This is a genomic window from Streptomyces sp. NPDC008092 (assembly GCF_042957285.1).
In the GTDB taxonomy this organism is placed as follows: Bacteria; Actinomycetota; Actinomycetes; order Streptomycetales; family Streptomycetaceae; genus Streptomyces.
This window is the reverse complement of sequence record NZ_JBIBHY010000004.1, coordinates 132284-154324: the sequence shown is the minus strand read 5'-3', so window position 1 is coordinate 154324 and position 22041 is coordinate 132284. Positions and strand designations below refer to the sequence as shown.

22 protein-coding genes are annotated in these 22041 nt (G+C 72.1%); 16 read left to right on the top strand and 6 right to left on the bottom strand.

Features of this window, described 5'->3' with window-relative positions:
* Positions 1 to 107 precede the first annotated feature (107 nt).
* The 4 genes from ACFZB3_RS13760 to ACFZB3_RS13745 all read left to right on the top strand — a co-directional run bounded on the left by ACFZB3_RS13760 (position 108) and on the right by ACFZB3_RS13745 (position 3852).
* On the top strand, positions 108 to 803 hold the full coding sequence (locus tag ACFZB3_RS13760; protein ID WP_391374457.1) for a TerB family tellurite resistance protein: 696 nt from the start codon (positions 108 to 110) through the stop codon (positions 801 to 803).
* A gap of 244 nt (positions 804 to 1047) precedes the next feature.
* A complete protein-coding gene (locus ACFZB3_RS13755) occupies positions 1048 to 2223 on the top strand; it encodes an exo-alpha-sialidase (protein WP_391375756.1) in 1176 nt (391 codons plus the stop codon).
* Positions 2224 to 2314: 91 nt separating this feature from the next.
* Positions 2315 to 2848, top strand: a complete 534-nt coding sequence (locus ACFZB3_RS13750) for a SigE family RNA polymerase sigma factor (protein ID WP_391374455.1) — start codon at positions 2315 to 2317, stop codon at positions 2846 to 2848.
* On the top strand, positions 2845 to 3852 hold the full coding sequence (locus tag ACFZB3_RS13745; RefSeq protein WP_391374452.1) for a hypothetical protein: 1008 nt from the start codon (positions 2845 to 2847) through the stop codon (positions 3850 to 3852). Before ACFZB3_RS13750 ends, ACFZB3_RS13745 begins: the two co-directional genes overlap by 4 nt.
* 12 nt (positions 3853 to 3864) lie before the next feature.
* Here the strand turns inward: ACFZB3_RS13745 and ACFZB3_RS13740 are convergent, their stop codons facing one another.
* Together ACFZB3_RS13740 and ACFZB3_RS13735 are read right to left on the bottom strand one after the other, a co-directional pair.
* Positions 3865 to 4473 carry a TetR/AcrR family transcriptional regulator C-terminal ligand-binding domain-containing protein gene (locus ACFZB3_RS13740; protein ID WP_391374449.1) on the bottom strand — a complete coding sequence of 203 codons (609 nt, stop codon included), beginning with the start codon at positions 4471 to 4473 and terminating at the stop codon, positions 3865 to 3867.
* A gap of 216 nt (positions 4474 to 4689) precedes the next feature.
* Positions 4690 to 5334, bottom strand: coding sequence for a TetR family transcriptional regulator (locus tag ACFZB3_RS13735; RefSeq protein ID WP_391374447.1), 645 nt, complete (start codon positions 5332 to 5334; stop codon positions 4690 to 4692).
* 126 nt (positions 5335 to 5460) lie between these two features.
* Here ACFZB3_RS13735 and ACFZB3_RS13730 point away from each other — a divergent pair, with 126 nt between their 5' ends.
* From ACFZB3_RS13730 to ACFZB3_RS13680, 11 genes are all read left to right on the top strand, one after another.
* Positions 5461 to 5877 carry an ester cyclase gene (locus ACFZB3_RS13730; RefSeq protein WP_391374444.1) on the top strand — a complete coding sequence of 139 codons (417 nt, stop codon included), beginning with the start codon at positions 5461 to 5463 and terminating at the stop codon, positions 5875 to 5877.
* A gap of 329 nt (positions 5878 to 6206) precedes the next feature.
* The gene (locus ACFZB3_RS13725) at positions 6207 to 7814 is read left to right on the top strand and encodes an ABC transporter substrate-binding protein (RefSeq protein ID WP_391374441.1); all 1608 of its coding nucleotides are present in this window, start codon (positions 6207 to 6209) and stop codon (positions 7812 to 7814) included.
* A gap of 4 nt (positions 7815 to 7818) precedes the next feature.
* Positions 7819 to 8778: an ABC transporter permease subunit gene (locus ACFZB3_RS13720; protein WP_391374438.1), complete on the top strand. Its 960-nt coding sequence runs from the start codon at positions 7819 to 7821 to the stop codon at positions 8776 to 8778.
* Positions 8775 to 10790, top strand: a complete 2016-nt coding sequence (locus ACFZB3_RS13715) for an oligopeptide/dipeptide ABC transporter ATP-binding protein (RefSeq protein ID WP_391374436.1) — start codon at positions 8775 to 8777, stop codon at positions 10788 to 10790. Before ACFZB3_RS13720 ends, ACFZB3_RS13715 begins: the two co-directional genes overlap by 4 nt.
* Positions 10787 to 11794: an oligopeptide/dipeptide ABC transporter ATP-binding protein gene (locus tag ACFZB3_RS13710; RefSeq protein ID WP_391374433.1), complete on the top strand. Its 1008-nt coding sequence runs from the start codon at positions 10787 to 10789 to the stop codon at positions 11792 to 11794. The genes ACFZB3_RS13715 and ACFZB3_RS13710 overlap by 4 nt, the downstream gene beginning before the upstream one ends.
* Positions 11794 to 12720 (top strand): dihydrodipicolinate synthase family protein, encoded by a 927-nt coding sequence (locus ACFZB3_RS13705; protein ID WP_391374430.1) that lies wholly within the window; start codon positions 11794 to 11796, stop codon positions 12718 to 12720. Before ACFZB3_RS13710 ends, ACFZB3_RS13705 begins: the two co-directional genes overlap by 1 nt.
* Before the next feature lie 113 nt (positions 12721 to 12833).
* On the top strand, positions 12834 to 13049 hold the full coding sequence (locus tag ACFZB3_RS13700; protein WP_351954944.1) for a hypothetical protein: 216 nt from the start codon (positions 12834 to 12836) through the stop codon (positions 13047 to 13049).
* Positions 13050 to 13213: 164 nt separating this feature from the next.
* On the top strand, positions 13214 to 13963 hold the full coding sequence (gene recO, locus ACFZB3_RS13695) for a DNA repair protein RecO (protein ID WP_391374426.1): 750 nt from the start codon (positions 13214 to 13216) through the stop codon (positions 13961 to 13963).
* A gap of 42 nt (positions 13964 to 14005) precedes the next feature.
* Positions 14006 to 14857 carry an isoprenyl transferase gene (locus ACFZB3_RS13690; protein ID WP_391374422.1) on the top strand — a complete coding sequence of 284 codons (852 nt, stop codon included), beginning with the start codon at positions 14006 to 14008 and terminating at the stop codon, positions 14855 to 14857.
* 91 nt (positions 14858 to 14948) lie between these two features.
* A complete protein-coding gene (locus tag ACFZB3_RS13685) occupies positions 14949 to 16301 on the top strand; it encodes a histidine-type phosphatase (protein ID WP_391374420.1) in 1353 nt (450 codons plus the stop codon).
* A 23-nt stretch (positions 16302 to 16324) separates the two neighbouring features.
* On the top strand, positions 16325 to 16864 hold the full coding sequence (locus ACFZB3_RS13680) for a YcxB family protein (RefSeq protein WP_391374418.1): 540 nt from the start codon (positions 16325 to 16327) through the stop codon (positions 16862 to 16864).
* Between the two features lies 1 nt (position 16865).
* On the opposite strand, the gene ACFZB3_RS13675 is transcribed toward ACFZB3_RS13680, so the two are convergent.
* The 4 genes from ACFZB3_RS13675 to ACFZB3_RS13660 all read right to left on the bottom strand — a co-directional run bounded on the left by ACFZB3_RS13675 (position 16866) and on the right by ACFZB3_RS13660 (position 20014).
* Positions 16866 to 17279, bottom strand: a complete 414-nt coding sequence (locus ACFZB3_RS13675) for a transcriptional repressor (RefSeq protein WP_391374415.1) — start codon at positions 17277 to 17279, stop codon at positions 16866 to 16868.
* Positions 17280 to 17340: 61 nt separating this feature from the next.
* Positions 17341 to 18243 (bottom strand): iron chelate uptake ABC transporter family permease subunit, encoded by a 903-nt coding sequence (locus ACFZB3_RS13670; RefSeq protein ID WP_391374412.1) that lies wholly within the window; start codon positions 18241 to 18243, stop codon positions 17341 to 17343.
* Entirely contained in the window at positions 18243 to 19007 is a 765-nt protein-coding gene (locus ACFZB3_RS13665) for an ATP-binding cassette domain-containing protein (RefSeq protein ID WP_391374409.1), read from the bottom strand. Before ACFZB3_RS13665 ends, ACFZB3_RS13670 begins: the two co-directional genes overlap by 1 nt.
* 50 nt (positions 19008 to 19057) lie before the next feature.
* Positions 19058 to 20014, bottom strand: coding sequence for a metal ABC transporter solute-binding protein, Zn/Mn family (locus tag ACFZB3_RS13660; protein WP_391374407.1), 957 nt, complete (start codon positions 20012 to 20014; stop codon positions 19058 to 19060).
* 163 nt (positions 20015 to 20177) lie between these two features.
* On the opposite strand from ACFZB3_RS13660, the gene ACFZB3_RS13655 reads away from it, so the two are divergent.
* Positions 20178 to 21560: a glycine--tRNA ligase gene (locus ACFZB3_RS13655; RefSeq protein WP_391374404.1), complete on the top strand. Its 1383-nt coding sequence runs from the start codon at positions 20178 to 20180 to the stop codon at positions 21558 to 21560.
* Positions 21561 to 22041: the final 481 nt, after the last annotated feature.

Here is a 22041-nt window from a genome sequence, read left to right as displayed (position 1 = left end):
GGGCAGGTCACGGACTGGTCTCGTACGGGGTACTGACTCCGGCTCCTCCATGTGGCTAACATCACGCCAGCGGTGGCGATGTTGCCACGGCGTTACGGAGGTGCGACGTGCTGCCAGTACGGGGACGAGACTGCCGAACCGCCAGGCCTGCCCGCATTGTGGGCACCCGCACCGCCTGGACACCCGTCGGCGACGGGGAGTTCTTCTGCCCCGGCTGCGGCGGCGACCGCAACTACCAGCGGCTCACCGGCCGGCGCCGCTTCACCCTGCTCGGCGTGCCCGTGCTGCCGCGCGGCACCACCGGGCCGGTCGTGGAGTGCGCCGCCTGCCGCCACCACTACGGCACCGACGTCCTCGACCACCCCACCACCTCCCGCTTCTCGGCGATGCTCCGCGACGCCGTGCACACCGTCGCCCTGGCCGTCCTGGCGGCCGGCGGCACCTGCGCCCGCACGGCCCTGGAGGCGGCCGCGGGCGCGGTCCGCGCGGCCGGCTTCGAGGAGGCCACGGAGGACCAGCTGAGCGCGCTGGTCGAGGCCCTCGTCGCGGACACCGGGCGGGTCTTCGAGCAGCCGTACCGCGCGAGCCTCGCGATAGAGCTGCACGAGGCCCTCGACCCGCTGGCCCCGCATCTCGCCCCCGCCGGGCGGGAGGCGCTGCTCCTGCAGGGCGCCCGGATCGCGCTCGCCGACGGCCCCTACACCAACGCCGAACGCGAGGTCCTCGGCACCGTCGGCGCGGCCCTGACCATCTGCGCCGCCGACGTGAGCCGGCTGCTGGCGGCGGCGCGCATGCCGTCCTGAGCACGTTCACCCGCGTGGCCGAAGGAGGCCTGGCGGATCGTCACCAGGTCCGCGGCCGACCGCCGTTGGCGGCCGTGGTGCCGGCTGCCGGGGCGATTCACCACGTCAGCCCGGTGCGCGGCAGTCCGGCACGACCCGCGCCGCCGCCTGACGGGGCGCCAGATCCGCCTACCCGTTCGGCCGTTGTGGAGGTGCGCCGAAGGCGGCCGGGAGCACCATGGGGAGAGTGAACCATGTGTCTCCTGTGTCCTGTGCGAGCCGGATCTCCCTCGCCGCCGCCCTGCTGGTCGGGGCGTTCACGGCCGCGCCCAGGGCCTGGGCGGCCGGCTGCGAGTCCTCCGTGCCGTACGTCTCCGGCGAGGGCGGCTACGCCCAGTTCCGCATCCCGGCCGTCGTCCGCTCCACGCGCGGCACCCTGCTCGCCTTCGCCGAGGGCCGGCACACCACCACCGGGGACAGCGGCGACATCGACGTCGTGCTCAGACGCTCCGCCGACGGCGGCTGCACCTGGGACCCGCTCCGGGTGGTGGCCGCCGGGGACGGGGACACCCGCGGCAACCCGGCGCCGGTGGTGGACCCGCGGACCGGCCAGGTCGTCCTGGTGACCTCGTACAACGACGGCTCGGTGAACGAGGACCAGATCATGCGCGGCCAGGTGACCGAGGCGCAGAGCCGCCGGGTGTACGTGCAGCGCAGCCGCGACGACGGCCGCCACTTCACCCGCCCGCACGAGATCACCGCCCAGGTGAAACCTTCCGGCTGGCGCTGGTACGCCACCGGCCCCGGGCACGCCGTCGCGCTCACCCGGGGACCGCACCGCGGCCGCCTGGTCGTCGCCGCCGACCACTCCGCCGCCCCGCGCGCCGGCTCCGCCGACACCGGCCGGGAGGCCAGGTACTACGGCGGCCACGCGATCTACAGCGACGACAACGGCCTCAGCTGGCACCTCGGCTTCGTCGACGACTCCTACACCGGCCACGACAACGCCAACGAGACCACCGCCGCCCAACTCCCCGACGGCCGCCTCTACTTCAACGCCCGCGACCAGAACGGCTCCAGCCCCGGCAACCGCCTGGAGGCCTGGTCGAGCGACGGCGGCAAGACCCTGGACGCCCCCTACACCGTCCAGCCGACCCTCTCCAGGGTCCCGGTGGTCGAGGGCTCCGTCCTCCAGCTCCCGGGCCGCGAGGGCCCGTTGCTCTTCTCCGCCCCCTCGGTCCCGACGGCCCGCCGGTCCATGGCCCTGTGGACCAGCACGGACCAGGGCATCACCTTCGACAGGTACCTCACCCTGTCCGACCGGAAGGCCGCCTACTCGGACCTGGTCCAGGTGGACAGGGGCACGGTGGGGGTGCTGTACGAGACGGGCACGAGGACGGCGTACGACACGATCGAGTTCCGGCGGGTCGCGGCGCCCTGAGCGGTGCCCCGGCCGCCCGGCCCGGGCCCCTTCTCCCGGCCGGGCAACCGAATCCACGGGTCCGGTGGTCTGGAGGGCGAGGGGGTGGCTGATGCAGGCCGAACTAGAGGCCCAGTTCCAGGAATTCGTCAGAGCACGGTGGTCGCACCTCGTACGGACCGCCTATCTGCTCACCGGCGACCCGCACCACGCGGAGGACCTGACGCAGACCGCGCTGGCGAAGGCCTACCGGTCCTGGCGGCGCGTGTCCCGGACCGACCATCCGGAGGCGTACGTCCGCCGCATGCTGGTCAGCTGCAACAGCGACCGGTTCCGCAAGCGCCGGGTCACCGAGTCGCTGACCGACGCACCGCCGGAGCGCGCGGGGTACGACGACGCCGTGTCCCGGGCCGACGAGCGCGGCACGCTGCTCGCGGCCCTGGCCGGACTGCCGCCGAGGCAGCGCGCGGTGGTGGTGCTGCGGTACTGGGAGGACCTGTCCGAGGGGGAGGTCGCCGAGGTGCTCGGCTGCTCCCAGGGCACGGTCAAGAGCCAGGCGTCCAAAGGCCTGGCGAAGTTGCGTACGGTTCCGGGACTCGCGCAGGCCATGAGCCACGCGGCGCCCGCACAGGGAGGCAGCAGGTGAGCGGCGAGAAGCAGGGCGGGGCGGCCGAGCCGGAGTTCGAGGCCCGGGTGCGGGCGCTGCTGGCCGGGGACGCGTCCCTGGTCCGGCCGTCACCGGTGCCGTACCCGGAGATCCGCCGGCGGGGCGTGCTGGAGCGGCGGCGGCGCCTGGCCGTGGGCGGGGCGGCGCTGGCGGCGCTGGCGGCGGTGCCGGTCGGGGCGTACGCGTTCGGCGGCGGCACCACCACGACCAGCCCGGCCGGGCCCAGCCCCACCGTGCTGACCAGCGCGCGCCCGGCACCGACCGGTCCGGCCACCGCGTCGGCCCCGGCACCGTCCGGGACCCCGTCGGCCCCGGCCGCCTCGTCGGCCTCGGCCCCGTCGGGTACCCCGACGGCCCCGGCGCGCCCGGCCTCCGCGGCCCACCAGCTGCTGGACGGGATCACCTTCGGCCAGGCCGCCGCCGGACTCGGCAAGTGCCTCGACTACAACAAGGCGCACCGCCTCCCCAAGGACCCGACCTACACGGACCTCGGCAGCCCGGCCGACTACCGGATCATCCTGGCGATGCGCAGCACCGGGGACTCCAACGCCCCCGGCGACGGCTACTTCGTGGTCGCGGTGCGGGAGAAGCCGGTGCCCGCCCGGCTCATCTGCACCGTCAAGGACGGCGCGGCCTCCGGCCTGAACACCAGCATCGGGGACCCCTTCGGCGACGCGCGGACGCCCGTGGTGCCGGACATCAACAGCGGCAAGCTGTACCAGGAGTCGGTCATCGACAAGGGCAACTGGAAGCTGCCGTTCCGCTGGGGGATCATCGGCGGGTACCGGGCCTCGGTGGCCACGATGACGGTCTCCTACGGCGGCAGCGCGGGCGAGGTGGTCCTCGACCACGGCTGGTTCGTCGCCACCGGCACCCTGCACAAGCAGGTCACCGCGGCCCCGCACCTGAAGGGCTACGACGCGGCGGGCAAGCTCGTCTACGACTCCGACCACGACGCGTCGTACGAGAAGACGCTGCCGTAGCCGCCCGCCGGCTCAGCCGGTGCCGACCCCGTGCAGCAGGTTGGCGACCAGCCGGTCCGCGAAGTCCTCGGTGAGGGGTTCGTCGGGCAGCAGCAGGCGGTGGTAGCAGGCCCCCCAGAGCTGGTCGACCAGGACCTGGGGGTCGGCGTCGGCGCGCAGCTGGCCGCGGTCCTGGGCGCGCCGCATCGCCGTCACGGCCAGTTCGCGGCGCGGCCCCGTGTAGCGCTGGAGCAGGGCGGCGGACAGGTCGGGGTCGGTCTGCGCCTGGCCGATGAGCCCGCCGATGACCCGCCCGGCCGGGGTCTCGGTGAGCAGCCGCACGAACGCGCGGACCTGGGCCGTCAGATCGGCCCCGATGTCGCCGGTGTCGGGGAAGGCGAGGACCGGCTCGACGGCGTGGAAGTAGCCGTCGAGCGCGAGCGTGCCGCGTGAGGGCCACCACTTGTGGAGGGTCGTCTTGCTGACCCCGGCCTCCTGGGCGACCCGTTCGAAGGTGAAGGCGGCCATGCCGTCGCGCAGGAGCAGGGCCCCGGCGGCGGCGAGCACGTCGGCCCGCACCTCGTCCGCGGGCCGCCGCCCGCGCCCCCGCCGTGCCGGGGGCCCTTCCGTGCCCTGTTCCACGTGCTGCCTCCCGGCCGGGTCGCCGCCAGTTATATGGACTCAGCGTACATTAACTGGTGGGCGGGTTGTCGGGGCTGCCGTTTGCCGTCTGCCGTTAGTCGTCTGCCGGTTGTCGTCTGCGGCGCCGTCGTGGCTGGTCGCGCAGTTCCCCGCGCCCCTTCGGGAGTGCTGTTTTCGGGGGCGCTGTTTTCGGGGTGTTGCTTTCGGGGTGCGTGCCTAGTCCTCGGTCTCCTCGCGGAGGGCCGTGTCCAGCAGGGCCTGGGCCGCCCAGCGCATGACGTTCTTCGCCTCCTCGGGGTCCAGTTCGCAGACGTCGCGGGTCGAGACCAGGGCCTCCACGCCGTAGACCAGGGTGAGCGCCATGGTCAGGCGGCGCAGGGCGGCGGGCGGGAGGGTGGTGGTGAGGGGGTCGAGGGCGGTGCGGGAGAGGTCGAGGCGGTTGCGGCTGCGGACGGGGAAGTGCTCCGCCGGGTCGTCGTCGGCCCGCTCGAAGTACCGTTGCAGGCTCGCGCTCAGCATGGCCCGCCAGGCCGGCTCGTTCGCCAGCTGCATGTCGGCGACCCGGGAGACCACCGTGTCCACCCGCCCGGCGGCGTCGGCGGGCAGGTCCGCGGTGACGTCCGGGCTGCGCAGCAGGGTGCGGGTCTCCCGGATCAGCTCCTGGGGGCTGGAGAAGTAGCGGTAGGCGGTGGCGGGCGAGACCCGGGCGGCCTCGGCCACGTCCGCGATGGTGACCGGGTGCCCCGCGCGCAGCAGCTCGGCGGCCGCGTCCACGAGCGCCCGGCGGGTGCGCAGCTTCTGGTTGCGCCGGCCGTCCTGCGCGCCCCCCGCGCTCTCCCCGGCCCCTGCACGCCCCTCCATGATGAGAATCCCCTCTTGTCGTGAGAAACTTCTCTCATTACGGTAGCACTGTCTCATTACGGGGGCCGCGGGCTCCGCGAGGGGTGCGCGGCGTGACGAGAGAGGGGGCTCCCGACCATGGGCTCCATGACGACCGCCGAGATGGAAGCGCTGATCGAGGCGCACATGAGCGCCGAGGAACGCGGTGATCCGGAGGGTTCGGTCGCCGTCTACACCGACGACATCGAGCACGACGTCGTCGGCGACCCGAACGGCCCGAAGCGCGGCATCCCGGCGGCGCTCGACTTCTACCGGCAGCTGTGCAAGGACTTCCACGCCGAGAGCGAGGAGCGGACCCACACCTACTACTCCGACGACGCCGTCACCATGGAGCACGTGATGACGGGGACCGTGCCCGGCTCCATGCTGGGCATCCCGGGCGGCGGACGCCGGGTCACCTTCCGGATCCTGCACGTCTTCGAGTTCCGCGACGGCCGGATCTCCCGGGAGAACGTGTGGCTGGACGGCGCCGCGGTGGCCGCCCAGCTGACGGCTCCCGCCTAGGCCCTGTCGTCACGTTCCCGTCTGCCGTGCGACGCCATGCACGCACTCCCGCCGCACCGGGAGCACGCACCTGACGCCGCGTGGCCGCCCTCCGGGCGACGACGGGTGACGACAGGACCCGGCACCCCGGCGCCGGCCGCCGCCCGTGCGGCCGGCGCCAACTCCCGCGCGCCCGTGGCCGCATGGGCCCCGCCCACCCGGCGCCATTGGTCCCACCTCTGACGGTTTACGCCATTCGCGCGCCTTGCCTTGACCGTCCCCGAACCCTTTCTTATGGTCGCGCTAACACCGGACGTCCGACGTCTCCTTTCCCCCACGCTGGAGGCACCGTGCGCGACGAGGCGACCCACGGCCGCAGGACGTTCCTGGCACACACCGGCGCGCTGGGCGCGGCGGCCGCCCTGTCGCCGGCGCTGACGGCGTGCGGCCCCAGGTCCACGATCGACCTCGGCGGCAGCGGCTCCGACCGCACCCTCACCGCGGTGATCGGCTACGGCAACGACGGCAGCTGGGACCCCACCCAGACCGCGTCCGCGTTCGCGATGGCCGCCAACAACCACCTCTACGAGGGCCTCGCCGACACCGACCCCATCACCCGCGCCCCCTACCCGGCGCTGGCGACCCGGCTGCCCGCCGACGCGAACGCCACCACCTGGCGGTTCACCCTGCGCTCCGGGGCCACCTTCCACGACGGGAGCCCGGTCACCGCCGACGACGTGGTCTTCGTCTTCGACCGGATCCTCGACCCCGGCACCCAGACCCTCGCCCAGGGCTTCTTCGCGAGCTGGCTGAAGGAGGTCCGCAAGGTCGACACCCGGACCGTCGACCTGGTGCTGCGGTTCCCCTTCCCGGACGGCGTCGCCCGCCTCACCCTCGCCAAGATCATGCCGGAGCACGTCTTCTCCCGGCCCGGCGCCTGGGACGACGCGATCAGGGGACTGGCGGTCGGCTCGGGACCGTACCGGCAGACCGGGCACCACCCGAAGTCGAACACCACCTTCGCCGCGTACGACCGCTACAACGGCCCCCGCAGACCCGCCTTCCGGAAGATGAACTGGCTGACGATCGTCGACGCCGCCTCCCGCGTCGCACGGATCTCCGGGGCCGGTGCCGGCGCCCAGATCTCCGACAACATCCCCTACGCCAACATCCCCCGCCTCGAACAGGGCGGCCTCTCGGTCGGCGGCGGGGCCGGGATGAACAACGCGTTCCTGATGTTCAACACGCGGCACAAGCCCTTCGACGACGTCCGCGTCCGGCAGGCCCTGCACTACGCGATCGACAAGGCGAAGATCGTCGAGGTCGCCCTCAAGGGCCATGGAAAACCCGCGAGTTCGTTCCTGAACGAGGCCAACCCCGCCTACCGCCGGGCCAAAACGGTCTACGGCCACGACCCCGACCGGGCGAAGGCGCTCCTGAAGGCCGCCGGGGTCAGCGGCCTGCGCGTGGACATCCTCGCGTCCAACGTGAGCTGGCTCGTCGACTGCCTGCCCACCATCAAGTCGTCCTGGGACGCGATCGGCGTCGCCACCACCCTGTCCCCGCAGGAGACCACGGCCGTGTTCACCAAGATGGACCAGAAACAGGACTACCAGGTCGTCGCCGCCGTCTCGAACCCCAACCAGTTCGGCCTCGACGCCGACCTGATCATGCACTACAACTACGGCCCCCGGAACCTGTGGATGGGCTACGCCCGCTGGGCCGACAACGCTGTCGCCAGGCAGCTCTTCAAGGACATGGACGCGGCCACCCGCGAACCGGACCCGGACAAGAAGAAGACGATGATCCAGGACTACATCGACGTCGTCGCCGAACAGGCCGTCCTCTACCCGGTCGTCCACAACGAGCTGATCACCGCCTGGGACCCCCGCAGACTCACCGGCATAAGGGCCCAGCCCTACCCGGGCATCAACGTCCTCACCGCCAGGTGGTCCTGACCCCGTGGCCGCCGTCCTGCGCATCCTGCTGCGCCGCACCGCCCTGCTGGTGCCCCTGCTGCTCGGCATCGCCCTGTTCGTGTTCCTGGTGATGCGGTTCTCCGACGTCGACCCGGCGTCCGCGTTCTTCCAGGGCGCCAACCCCACCCCGCAGCAACTCCACGACTTCCGCGCCCGCAACGGCCTCCTCGACCCCCTCCCGCTGCGCTACGTCCACTTCGTCGGCGGCCTGCTCCACGGCGACCTCGGCACCAGCGCCCTCACCCGCACCCCGGTCCTCGACCAGGTCCTCACCGCCCTGCCGCTCACCCTCCAGCTGACCTTCCTGGGCCTCGGCATCGCCGTCGTCCTGGCGCTGGCAGGAGGCGTCACCGCCGCCATCCACCGGGACCGCTGGCCGGACCAGATCATCCGCGTCCTCTCCCTGGTCGGGGTGGCCGCCCCCGCCTTCTGGCTGGCGCTGCTGATGATCCAGTACCTCGCGGTCGACCGCGGCTGGTTCCCGTCCGGCGGCTACATCAACCCGGAGGACTCCGTCACCGGCTGGCTCAGGACCATGGCCCTGCCCGCCCTCGCGCTCTCCCTCCCGGTGGCCGCCCAGCTGACCCGGATCGTGCGCACCTCGGTGGTCGAGGAACTCGACAGGGACTACGTCCGCACCGCGATCGGCAGCGGCCTGCCGCCGCACGTCGTGGTCGGCCGCAACGTCCTGCGCAACGCCCTGGTCAACCCCCTGACCGTGCTCGGCCTGCGGGTCGGCTACCTGCTCGGCGGCGCCGTCGTCATCGAGACCATCTTCGCCCTGCCCGGCATGGGCAAGCTGATGATCGACGCCGTCCAGAACGGCGACCCGGCCGTCGTCCAGGGCGTCGTCCTCACCACCGCGACCGGCTTCGTCGTCGTCAACCTCGTCATCGACATCCTCTACCTGCTGGTCAACCCGCGCCTGAGGGAGGCCACATGACGACCTTCACCCGCGCCGCCCTCACCGCCGCGCTCGCCCGCCCCGGCGTACGGCTGCGCAGGCTGTCACCGCTGTCGAAGGCGGCCCTCGCCTTCCTGACCGTGATCGTCCTGGTCGCGGTGTTCGCGCCCCTCCTGGCCCCCGACGACCCCCTGGCGCAGCAGGCCCCCGTCGACGGCACCGGGCACCCCTCCGGCGCCCACTGGACGGGCCAGGACAGCCTCGGCCGGGACATCCTCAGCCGGCTGATGTACGGCGCCCGCTGGTCCCTCGCCATCGGCCTCGGCGCCACCGCCCTCGCCCTGGTCGCCGGCGCCCTGCTCGGGGCCCTCGCGGCCACCTCCCGCAAGGCCGTCGACGAGACCCTGATGCGCTGCCTGGACGTGGTGATGGCGTTCCCCGGCATCGCGCTCGCCGCCGTCCTGGTCGCCGTCTTCGGCGGCGGCATCACGGTCCTGATCTGCGCGATCGCCTTCCTGTTCACCCCACCGGTGGCCCGGGTCGTCCGCGCCAACGTCCTCGACCAGTACGGCGAGGACTACGTCACCGCGGAACGCGTGATCGGCGCCCGCACCCCGCACATCGTCGTCCGCCACGTGGCGGTCAACTGCCTCGCCCCCGTCCTCGTCTTCTGCACCGTCCAGGTCGCCGAGGCCATCGTCTTCGAGGCCTCCCTGTCCTTCGTCGGCGCCGGCGTACGGCCCCCCGACCCGTCCTGGGGCAGCGTCATCGCCGACGGCCGGAACATGGTCCTGACCGGCGGCTGGTGGGCCACCCTCTTCCCCGGCCTGCTGATCCTCCTCACCGTCCTCTGCCTGAACATCCTCTCCGAGGGCGTCTCGGACGCGTGGGCGTCACCGGCGGCGAGGGAGGTGGAGCCGACGGAGCCCGCGGAGGTACTTGAGCCGGGGGAGGCCCTGGAGCTCCCGTCCCTGACCGAGGCGGCCGACCGGCTCCGACGGCGTGCCCGTCCCCTCCCCTCCCGCGACGGCCCCCCGGTCCTCTCCGTGCAGAACCTCACGATCGCCTTCCCGGACCGCCACCGGGGCACGAACATCGTCAACGGCATCAGCTTCGACATCCACCCGGGCGAAGTCCTGGGCCTGGTGGGGGAGTCGGGCTGCGGAAAGTCCCTCACGGCCCTCACGATCATGGGCCTGCAACCGAAGTCGGCACGGGTAGCGGGCCGAATCGATTTCCACGCCGGTGAGGGGACGCGCCCCAAAGGGGCGCGGGGAACTGCGCGACCAGCCCCCACCGGCCCGCAGCCACCCGTGGACCTCACCACCCCCCACCGCCGCCTCCTCGGCCACGAGATCGCGATGGTCCACCAGGACGCCCTCTCCTCCCTGAACCCCTCCATGACCATCAACGCCCAGCTCAGGCAGCTGACAAGACGCGGCGGCCACCGCACCCCCGCCGAACTCCTCACCCTCGTCGGCCTCGACCCCACCCGCACCCTGCGGAGCTACCCCCACGAACTCTCCGGCGGCCAGCGCCAGCGCGTCCTGATCGCGATGGCCCTCTCCCGCGACCCCCGCCTGATCATCGCCGACGAACCGACCACCGCCCTCGACGTCACCGTCCAGGCCCAGGTGATGGCCCTCCTGCTCCGCCTCCGCGAGGAACTCGGCTTCGCGCTGGTCCTCGTCTCCCACGACCTCGCCCTGGTCGCCGACGTCACCGACCGGGTGGTGGTGATGTACGGCGGCCAGATCGTCGAGACCGGCGTCACCGCGGAACTGGTCGGCGCCCCCGCCCACCACTACACGCGCGGCCTGCTCGGCAGCGTGCTGTCGCTGGAGTCCGGGGCCGAGCGGCTCACCCAGATCAGGGGCGTGGTGCCGTCGCCCGCCGACTTCCCGGCCGGCTGCCGCTTCAGCGGCCGCTGCCCGGCGGCGAGCGACATCTGCCGTACGACACCACCCGGCCTCGTCGGCACCCCCGCCCACACCGCGGCCTGCCACCACCCGGCCGTCGACCCGGCGGCGAGCACGGAGGCGGTCACATGAGCGCGGTGCGGCTGACCGGCGTCGACGTGGTCCACCGGGCCCGCGGCGGGGGCCTGTTCGGCCGCGACAAGGTGTACGCGCTGACCGGCGCCGACCTCACCGTGGCGCCCGGCGAGACGGTCGGCGTGGTCGGCGAGTCGGGGTGCGGGAAGTCGACGCTGGCGAAGGTGCTGGTCGGCATCCAGCGGCCGACGGCCGGCACGGTCACCTTCCACGGCCGCGACCTGTGGGAGATGCCGCAGGCCGAACGCCGGACGACCGTGGGCGCGAGCACCGGCATGGTCTTCCAGGACCCCTCGACGGCCCTCAACCGCCGGCTGCCGGTACGCCGTATCGTCCGCGACCCGCTGGACGTCCACGAGCGCGGCACGAAGGCCGAACGGGAGGACAGGGTGAGGGAGTTGATGAGCCTGGTCGGCCTGCCGCGGGCCCTCGCCGAGGCGCTGCCCGGCCAGCTCTCCGGCGGCCAGCGCCAGCGCGTCGCGATCGCCCGCGCGCTCGCCCTGGACCCCGGCCTGGTGGTGGCGGACGAACCGACCAGCGCCCTGGACGTCTCGGTCCGCGCCCAGATCCTCAACCTCCTCCTCGACCTGCGCGAACGCCTCGGCCTCGCCATGGTCTTCGTCTCCCACGACATCCAGACGGTACGGCGGATGAGCGACCGGGTGATCACCATGTACCTGGGCCGGATCGTCGAGGACACCCCGGCCGCCGACGTCACCGGCCACGCCCGGCACCCGTACACCCGGGCCCTGTTCTCCGCCACCCCGGGCCTGCTGAACCCGATCGACCCCATCCCGCTCACCGGCCCGGTGCCCTCGGCGACCCGGCCGCCGTCCGGGTGCCCGTTCCGCACCCGCTGCTGGCGCGCGGACGACGCGTGTGCCGTCCGCATGCCTGACTTCACGGCCGCGTCACGGCCCGGTCACCGCTACCGCTGCCACCACCCCGTGGATCCTGTGGAGGAGGACCAGCCGAGCCACAGCCTGCCCAGGGAGCCCTGATGACGCTGCCCACCCCGCTCACCGGTGTCGTACCGCCCGTCTGCACGCCCCTGACACCGGACCGCGAGGTGGACGTCACCTCCCTGCGCAGGCTCGTCGACCATCTGACGGCGGCCGGGGTGGACGGCCTGTTCGTGCTGGGCTCGACGTCGGAGGCGGCCTACCTGACGGACCGGCAGCGCAGGCTGGTCACCGAGACGGTGGCCGCCCACACGGCCGGCCGGCTCCCGGTGCTCGCGGGCGTGATCGACATGACGACCCCCCGGGTCCTGGACCACGTCGCGTCCGTCACCGCGGCCGGCGCGGACGCGGTCGTCGTCACCGCACCCTTCTACACCCGCACCCACCCCGCCGAGATCGCCCGCCACTTCCGCCTGGTCGCCGAGCGGTCCCCGGTCCCGGTGATCGCGTACGACATCCCGGCCGCCGTCCACACCAAGCTCCCCGCCGACCTCGTTCTCGAACTGGCCGCCGCCGGGGTGCTGGCCGGGCTGAAGGACTCCAGCGGCGACCTGGCGGGCTTCCGCGAGGTCGTCACGGGCAGCAGGGGCCTGACCGGCTTCAGTGCGCTGACCGGGTCCGAGCTGACCGTCGACTCGGCCCTCGCGCTGGGCGCCGACGGGGCGGTCCCGGGACTCGCCAACGTCGACCCGGAGGGCTACGTCCGCCTCCACCGCCTCTGCCGCGCCGGCGACTGGGACCGGGCGCGGGCCGAGCAGGAGCGGCTGTGCGGCCTCTTCCGGATGACCGGCGCCGGGGACCCGGCCCGGATGGGCGGCAGCTCGGCGGGGCTGGGGGCGTTCAAGGCGGCGCTGCACCTGCGCGGCGTGATCGACTGCCCCGCCACCGCGGAGCCCCAGGTGCCGCTGTCGCAGGAGGAGACCGAGTGCGTGGCGAAGTACCTCGCGGGCGCTGGTCTGATGTGAACGCCGTCCCGGAGCCCGGGACAGACTCCGGCCGAGTCTAGGCACGCAGCGCCACACCGGTGATGCGAAGCGTGAAATTCCCAGGGGCGGGGGAGCCAGGTGAGGTGAACGCGATGAACCTCCCCATCGGCTCCTGTGCCGTCGACACCCGTACCGGACGGCTGGGCATCGTCATGGGCCACGAGGGCCCCTACGTGCAGCTGCGGCCGTACGGGGGAGGCCGGGAGTGGGACGCGCCCCCGGACGCCGTACGCGTCGCCACCCAGGCCGAACGGCTCGGCGCGGCCACCGCCCACGCCAACGCCCGCAGCCGCGGCGAGGCCTCCTGAAGCGGCCTTGCCCGCCACCCCCTTCCGGCGGCAGGGCAGAATGGGCCCATGAGCCTGTTCCGCGACGACGGCAACGTGCTGCGCACCCGGAAGCCGGGTGAGGCGGACCGGATCGTGCTGCGGCCGTGCGGCGGGCACGGCGTCCGGCCGGGGGGCGGTGCGCCATGAGTCTCTTCCGGGACGACGGCGTCGTCCTGCGCACCCAGAAGCTCGGCGAGGCGGACCGGATCATCACGCTGCTCACCCGTGGGCACGGCAGGGTGCGGGCGGTGGCCCGTGGGGTGCGGCGGACCAAGTCGAAGTTCGGGGCCCGCCTGGAGCCCTTCTCCCACGTCGACGTGCAGTTCTTCGCCCGGGGGAGCGAGCTGGTCGGGCGCGGGCTGCCGCTGTGCACGCAGAGCGAGACCATCGCGCCGTACGGCGGCGGGATCGTCACCGACTACGCGCGGTACACCGCCGGGACGGCGATGCTGGAGACCGCCGAGCGGTTCACCGACCACGAGGGCGAGCCGGCCGTGCAGCAGTACCTGCTGCTCGTGGGGGGCCTGCGGACCCTCGCCCGCGGGGAGCACGCCCCGCACCTCGTCCTCGACGCCTTCCTGCTGCGCTCCCTCGCCGTCAACGGCTACGCGCCCAGCTTCGAGGCCTGCGCCAAGTGCGGCATGCCCGGACCGAACCGCTTCTTCTCGGTCGCCTCCGGCGGCAGCGTCTGCGTCGACTGCCGGGTGGCCGGCAGCGTCGTACCCTCGCCGCAGACCCTGGTTCTGCTCGGCGCGCTGCTTACGGGAGACTGGGAGACCGCGGACGCGGCCGAGGCCCGGCACGTCCGGGAGGGCAGCGGGCTGGTGTCGGCCTATCTGCACTGGCATCTGGAGCGCGGGCTGCGCTCGCTCAGGTACGTGGAGAAGAGCTAGCGGGAAGAGCTAGCGGGAAAGCCAGAGGGAGACGAGAAGCACATGGTCGTACGCGGGATCCTGGGGCGTCAGCGCCGCGAGTACAGGGCGCCGGAGCCGCACCCGTCCGGCGCCCGCCCGCCGAAGCTCCCGGGCGAGCTGGTCCCGAACCACGTGGCGATCGTCATGGACGGGAACGGCCGCTGGGCGAAGGACCGCGGGCTGCCCCGAACCGAGGGCCACAAGGTCGGCGCCGAGCGCGTCCTCGACGTGCTCCAGGGCTCCATCGAGATCGGCGTCCGGAACATCTCGCTCTACGCCTTCTCCACCGAGAACTGGAAGCGCTCGCCGGACGAGGTCCGCTTCCTGATGAACTTCAACCGCGACTTCATCCGCAAGACCCGCGACCAGCTCGACGAGCTCGGCATCCGGGTGCGCTGGGCGGGCCGGATGCCCAGGATGTGGAAGTCGGTGGCCAAGGAGCTGCTGGTCGCCCAGGAGCAGACCAAGGACAACGACCTGCTCACCCTGTACTTCTGCATGAACTACGGCGGCCGGGCGGAGATCTCCGACGCGGTGCAGGCGATCGCCGAGGAGGTGAAGGCGGGCCGCCTCGACCCGTCGAAGGTCTCCGAGAAGACCATCCAGAAGCACCTCTACTACGGCGACATGCCCGACGTGGACATGTTCCTGCGGCCCAGCGGTGAGCAGCGCACCTCCAACTACCTGCTCTGGCAGAGCGCTTACGCCGAGCTGGTCTTCCAGGACGTGCTGTGGCCCGACTTCGACCGCCGCGACCTGTGGCGGGCGTGCGTCGAATACGCCTCCCGTGACCGGCGGTTCGGCGGGGCCATCCCCAACGAGGAACTGCTGGCCATGGAGGGCCGCACCGAGGAGAACCCCTCCGGCACCTGACGGCCACGCGCCGTTCATGAGGGCCGTCGAGGATGCGGAAGATCCATCGCTGGCCACCCCCCGGTCGTCTCCCGCCTCTGGAACGGTCCTCATGAAGCGCGTCATCCCCGTCCTCTCGCTCGGCGCCCTGCTCCTGGCCGCGCTGCCCGCGCACGCCACGGACTCCGGGCTCACCCACCGCGACAGCTACGGCACCAAGGCCGTCTACGCCCCCGGCCAGAACCCGCGCACCTACCAGCAGCCGCCCGCCGGTTACACCGCCGTCTTCACCGAGAACGTCTCCCGGCACGGCTCCCGCTCCGCCACCGACGGCGAGGACGGCGACACGGTCCTCGCGCTCTGGAACCAGGCCCAGGCCGACGGCCAACTCACCGCGCGCGGCAACAAGTTCGGCCCGGACGTGCAGGCCCTCGAAGCGGCCATGAGCGCGACCGGGTACGGCAACCTCAGCGGCCGCGGCAAGGACGAGCTCCGCGCCACCGCCGTCCGCCTGGAGAAGCGCCTGCCGGGCCTGTTCTCCTCGATCGCCGCGACCGGCGAGAAGATCGACGTCGTCAGCTCCGGCCAGGGCCGCGCGGTCGACAGCGGCACGGTCTTCACCACCGCCCTCACCGACGCCGACCCGGCGCTGAAGGCCTCGCTCGGCACCGCCCGCGTCGACAAGAACCTCCTCTACTTCCACAAGTCCGCCGGCGGCGCCGACTACCAGAAGTGGCTGGCGGGCGACGAGCGCCTCGCCTCGACCCTGAAGGCGGTCACCGACCAGCCGGCCTCGCACAAGGCGGCCGCCCGGGTCCTCGGCAGGATCTTCAAGCCGGCCTTCGTGCAGCGCATCGTGGACGGCGAGTTCGCCTCGACCGCCGACGACATCACCGCCGCCACCGCCGTCTACAACCTCTACGCCATCGCGCCCGCCATGAGCGAGGAGAGCCCGGACGGCAGGGGCTGGGACTTCGACCGCTACATCGCCCCGCGCGACGCGGCCTGGTTCGGCTACCTCGGCGACGCCGAGGACTTCTACGAGAAGGGCCCGAGCTTCTCGGACAGCGACATCACCTACAAGATGGCCCAGCCCCTGCTCGACGACCTCTTCAAGCAGGTCGAGGCCAAGCGGGACGGCACCAGCACCCTCGGTGCCGAACTCCGCTTCACGCACGCCGAGGAGATCATCCCGCTGGCCGCGCTGATGCGGCTGCCGGGCAGCGAGCAGGCGGCCGCTCCGGGCGCCGACTACACCTACGCCGACAACCCGTGGCGCGGCGCCGAGGTGGCCTCGCTCGCCTCCAACATCCAGTGGGACGTTTTCAGGAAGGGCGACGACTACCTGGTGCGGATGCTCTACAACGAGAAGGAGATCGCCTTCAAGGCGGGCTGCAAGCCGGTCTCGAAGCACAGCACGTTCTACGACCTGAACGAGCTGGAGAGGTGCTTCGACCGGAGCTGAAGGGCGCCGGTACTATCCGCCCCATGGTCATGGACATGGGGCGGGACGCCGAACGGGGCGTGGTCGAGCTGGTCTACCAGCCGGCGATGGAGGACTTCACGGGGGCGCTGCGGGAACGCGAGCGGCTGCGGCGGCGGTGGGTGCGGCCGCGGCGCTGGGCCTTCGTCGTCGTGGCGCTCGCCTTCGTGCTGAACGCCTCGCTCTCCCTGGCGGGGCGCGACAAGCCCAACTGGTTCCTGCTGGTCCTGATGCCCCTGGCCGCGGTCCTGGTGTTCTTCACACCCCGGCTCCAGGCCCGCGCGTTCCAGAAGCTCGGCGCCCGCAACGGCACGTTTCACGCGACCGTCACGGACGCCGGGCTGACGCTGGTCAACGACAACAGCACGACGTCGCTCAACTGGTCGGCGCAGCCCCGGTACCGGGAGACCAAGGACGCCTTCTTCACCTACAGCGACGACAAGAACGTCTCCTGCTTCACCGTGCTGCCCAAACGCGGTCTCCGGGACCCCGCCGACGCCGCCCGGCTGCGCGCGATCCTCGACCGGCACCTCACGCGCGCGTAGCTCAGCAGCCCGCCGCGCAGTCCGCGCAGGTACCGAAGATCTCCACGGTGTGGGCGACGTTGACGTACCCGTGCTCGGCGGCGATGGCCTCGGCCCACTTCTCCACCGCCGGGCCCTCCACCTCCACGGCCTTGCCGCAGGCTCTGCAGACCAGGTGGTGGTGGTGCTCGCCGGTGGAGCAACGGCGGTACACCGACTCGCCCTCGGACGTGCGCAGGACGTCCACCTCGCCGGCGTCGGCGAGGTTCTGGAGGGTGCGGTAGACCGTGGTGAGGCCGACCGAGTCGCCCTTGTGCTTGAGCATGTCGTGCAGTTCCTGCGCGCTGCGGAACTCCTCGACCTCGTCCAGGGCCGCCGCCACGGCTGCCCGCTGACGGGTCGAGCGGCCCTTCACGGGCTGTCCAGCGGTCGTCACCGGTTGCCTCCTCACGTCACTGCCTCTGCCGGGCCATTGTGCCAGCCCGGGCCGGGGGCGTTCAGACGCCGACCTCGTCGGCAGCCCCTCTGGTGGCCGGAATCGCGCACTCCGCCGGATCCCCGGCGGGCCGTCGCACGGCGGCGGCGCGGGCGCGTCGGCGGGCCAGCGGGGTGGCCAGCACGCTCAGCGCGATGAACGCGGCGATGGTCAGCAGGACGATCGTCGCGCCCGGCGGGACGTACTGGTAGTACGACGTGATCGTGCCCCCGATCGTCACCGTCACACCGATCGCGACGGCGATCGCGAACGTGGCCGCGAAGCTGCGGCTCAGCTGCTGGGCCGCGGCCACCGGGACGACCATGAGCGCGGAGACCAGCAGCAGGCCCACCACCCGCATCGCGACCGTCACGGTCACCGCCGCCGTGATCGCCGTCAGGAGGTTCAGCGCCCGCACCGGCAGGCCGGTCACCCGCGCGAACTCCTCGTCCTGGCTGACCGCGAACAGCTGCCGGCGCAGGCCGAGGGTGACCAGCAGGACGAAGGCCGCCAGCAGGCAGATCGCGGTCACGTCCGACTCGGACACCGTCGACAGCGAGCCGAAGAGGTACGACATCAGGTTGGCGTTGGAGCCGCCCGGCGCGAGGTTGATCAGCATCACGCCGCCGGCCATGCCGCCGTAGAAGAGCATCGCGAGGGCGATGTCGCCGCGGGTGCGGCCGTACCAGCGGATCAGTTCCATCACGATCGCGCCCAGCACCGACACCGCCGTCGCCATCCAGACCGGCGACGTCGAGAGCAGGAAGCCGAGGCCGACGCCGGTCATCGCGACGTGGCCGATGCCGTCGCCCATCAGGGCCTGGCGGCGCTGGACGAGGTAGATGCCGACGGCGGGGGCGGTGATGCCGACCAGGACGGCGGCGAGCAGGGCCCGCTGCATGAAGGCGTAGTTCAGGAAGTCCATCAGCTCAGCAGTCCCGTGCGCAGTGGTGTGTGCTCGTCGTGGGGGTGGACGTGGTCGTGGCCGGGGAGGGCGTGCTGGCCGACGGCGCGCGGCGGGGGGCCGTCGTGCAGGACGCAGCCGTCGCGGAGGACGACCGCGCGGTCGATCAGCGGCTCCAGCGGGCCCAGTTCGTGCAGGACGAGGAGGACCGTGATGCCCCGCTCGACCTGTTCGCGCAGGGTCTGCGCGAGGATCTCCTGGCTGGCCAGGTCGACGCCCGCCATCGGCTCGTCCATGATCAGCAGTTCGGGTTCGGCGACCAGCGCGCGGGCGATCAGCACCCGCTGGTGCTGGCCGCCGGAGAGCGCCTCCACGCTGTCCCTGGCCCGGTCCGCCATGCCGACCAGGCCGAGCGCGTGCCGGACGGCCGCGTGGTCGGCCTTGCGGAAGAGGCCGAAGCGGGTGCGGGAGAGGCGGCCCGCGGAGACGACCTCGGTGACCGTCGCCGGGACCCCGCCCGCCGCGGTGGTGCGCTGCGGGACGTAGCCGACCCGCGACCAGTCCCGGAAGGCGCGGCGCGGGGTGCCGAACAGGGATATCCCGCCGCCGCTCACCGGCACCTGGCCGATGATCGTGCGGATCGCGGTCGACTTGCCGGAGCCGTTCGCGCCGAGCAGCGCGACGACCTCACCGCGGTGCACGGTGAGGTCGATGCCGCGCAGGACGGGGCGCGAGCCCAGCTCGGCGGTGACGCCGCGCAGGGATATGACGGGCTCGCCGCTCATCTCGTCGTCTCCTGTCCCCTGGGGTGTCGGGCGGGGTGTCGCTCGGCCGGTCACTTGGCGCCCAGTGCCTGCTGGAGCGCCTTGAGGTTGGCCTCCTGGACCGCGAAGTAGTCCCTGCCGCGGGACTTGGCGGTGATGCCCTCGATCGGGTCGAGGACGTCCGTCTTCAGGCCGGCGTCGGCGGCGATGGTCTTGGCGGTCTTGTCGCTGACGAGCGTCTCGTAGAAGACGGTGGTGACGCCGTCGGCCTTGGCCATGGTCTCCAGGTCCTTGACGCGGGCCGCGCTCGGCTCCGACTCCGGGTCGAGGCCGTTGATGGCCTCCTCTGTCAGGCCGTAGCGCTCGGCGAGGTAGCCGAAGGCCGCGTGGGTGGTGATGAAGACCTTGGACTTCGTGTTCGCGAGGCCGGTCTTGAACTGGGTGTTCAGGTCGTCCAGCTTCTTCACCAGGGCCGCGGTGTTCTTCCTGTAGTCGGCCGCGTGGTCCGGGTCGGCCTTCTCGAAGGCCTTGCCGACGCCCTCGGCGACCTGGGCGTAGCGCACCGGGTCGAGCCAGATGTGCGGGTCGAGGCCGGACAGCTCCTCGTTCTTCGAGGTGTCGTGGGAGGCCGCGTGCCCGCCGACCTCGTTGCCGTGCTTCTCCAGCGTGGTCAGGGAAGCCGCGTCGATCTTCGTCTGCACGGACGACTGGGCGACCGCGTCGTCGACGGAGGGCTGGAGGTTCTTCAGGTAGAGGACCGCGTCGGACTTCTCGATCCCGATGATCTGCTTGGGGCTGATCTCCAGGTCGTGCGGCTCCTGGCCGGGCTGGGTGAGACTGGTGACGTGGACGTGGCTGCCGCCGATCCGGTCGGCGAGGTAGGCCATCGGGTAGAAGGACGCGACGACGTCGAACTTGCCGGTCTGGGCCGCCGTGGCGTCGCCGCCGCAGGCCGTGAGGGTCGCTATGCCGAGTGCGGTGACGGTGGTCGCGGCGGCCGTGGGTATGAGGCCTCGTCGTACGTTCATGAGAGTCATTTTCAACAAACATGGAAACCGTTGTCAACAAGCCGTGGTGAGAGGTCGGTGAGGGGAACCGATTTGGTTGAGGGGGAGCCCCCGCCGGTACCCTGAAGCATTCGCTCTGAAGCGTCTTTGCTTCGTCGCCCGTCGTCGTAATGAAGAGAGCACCGTGGCCGCCGACAAGATCGACACCATCGTCAGCCTGAGCAAGCGCCGTGGCTTCGTATTCCCGTGCAGTGAGATCTACGGCGGCCAGCGTGCCGCCTGGGACTACGGGCCGCTGGGTGTCGAGCTCAAGGAGAACCTGAAGCGCCAGTGGTGGCGCTACATGGTGACGTCGCGCGAGGACGTGGTCGGTCTCGACTCGTCCGTCATCCTGGCCCCCGAGGTCTGGGTGGCCTCCGGTCACGTCGCCACCTTCACGGACCCGCTGACCGAGTGCACCGCCTGTCACAAGCGGTTCCGCGCGGACCACCTGGAGGAGGCGTACGAGGCCAAGCACGGCCGCCTGCCGGAGAACGGCCTCGCGGACGTCAACTGCCCCAACTGCGGCAACAAGGGCCAGTTCACCGAGCCCAAGCAGTTCTCGGGTCTGCTCTCCACCCACCTCGGCCCGACCCAGGACAGCGGCTCCGTCGCCTACCTGCGGCCGGAGACCGCGCAGGGTATTTTCACCAACTTCGCCCAGGTGCAGACCACCTCGCGCCGCAAGCCGCCCTTCGGCATCGCGCAGATGGGCAAGTCCTTCCGCAACGAGATCACGCCCGGCAACTTCATCTTCCGCACCCGCGAGTTCGAGCAGATGGAGATGGAGTTCTTCGTCAAGCCGGGCGAGGACGAGAAGTGGCAGGAGTACTGGATGGAGCAGCGCTGGAACTGGTACACCGGCCTGGGCCTGCGCGAGGAGAACATGCGGTGGTACGAGCACCCGAAGGAGAAGCTCTCCCACTACTCCAAGCGCACCGCTGACATCGAGTACCGCTTCCAGTTCGGCGGCAGCGAGTGGGGCGAGCTGGAGGGTGTCGCCAACCGCACCGACTACGACCTGAACGCCCACGGCAAGGCCTCCGGCCAGGACCTCTCCTACTTCGACCAGGAGGCCGGGGAGCGCTGGACGCCGTACGTCATCGAGCCGGCGGCGGGTGTCGGCCGCGCCATGCTGGCCTTCCTCCTGGACGCCTACGTCGAGGACGAGGCGCCGAACGCCAAGGGCAAGCTGGAGAAGCGGACGGTGCTCCGCCTGGACCACCGCCTCGCTCCCGTCAAGGTCGCGGTCCTGCCGCTCTCCCGCAACCCCGAGCTGTCCCCGAAGGCCAAGGGCCTCGCCCAGGCGCTGCGCGGGCACTGGAACATCGAGTTCGACGACGCCGGTGCGATCGGGCGCCGCTACCGCCGCCAGGACGAGATCGGCACGCCGTACTGCGTGACCGTCGACTTCGACACCCTTGAGGACAACGCCGTCACGGTCCGCGAGCGCGACTCGATGAAGCAGGAGCGGGTGTCCCTGGACCAGATCGAGGGCTACCTCGCGAGCCGCCTCCTGGGCTGCTAGCTCCACACCCCTCCCGCAGTTTTCCGCCCACCCTCCCACCCGACCCGGTCGGCTGGGAGGGTGGGCGTTTCAGCTCGAAGCACCCCGCCAACACCCCGCGAGCGCCGGGAAGCCCCCCGACCTCAGGGACGCGGGGAACTGCGCGATCGGCCCCCGTCGGGTCGCGGGGTTCCACGGCCTGGCCTGGCACCGCCGGAGTCCGCCGCTGTGGTTGATCGTCGTTGCGGCGGGGTGGGGTGGGGTGGGTCGGCCGGAGCGGGTGGATTGGCGGGATGTAGCGGGTGGCGGGGTTGGGCGGGTGGCGGTGTGTGGTGAGTGCCGGGGAGCTGCCCGACCTCAGGGACGCGGAGAACTGCGCGATCGGCCCCCGTCGGGTCGCGGGGTTCCACGGCCTGGGTCGGCACCGCCGGAGTCTGCCGCTGTGGCTGATCGTCGTTGCGGCGGGGTGGGGTGGGTCGGCCGGATTGGGTGGACTGGCGGG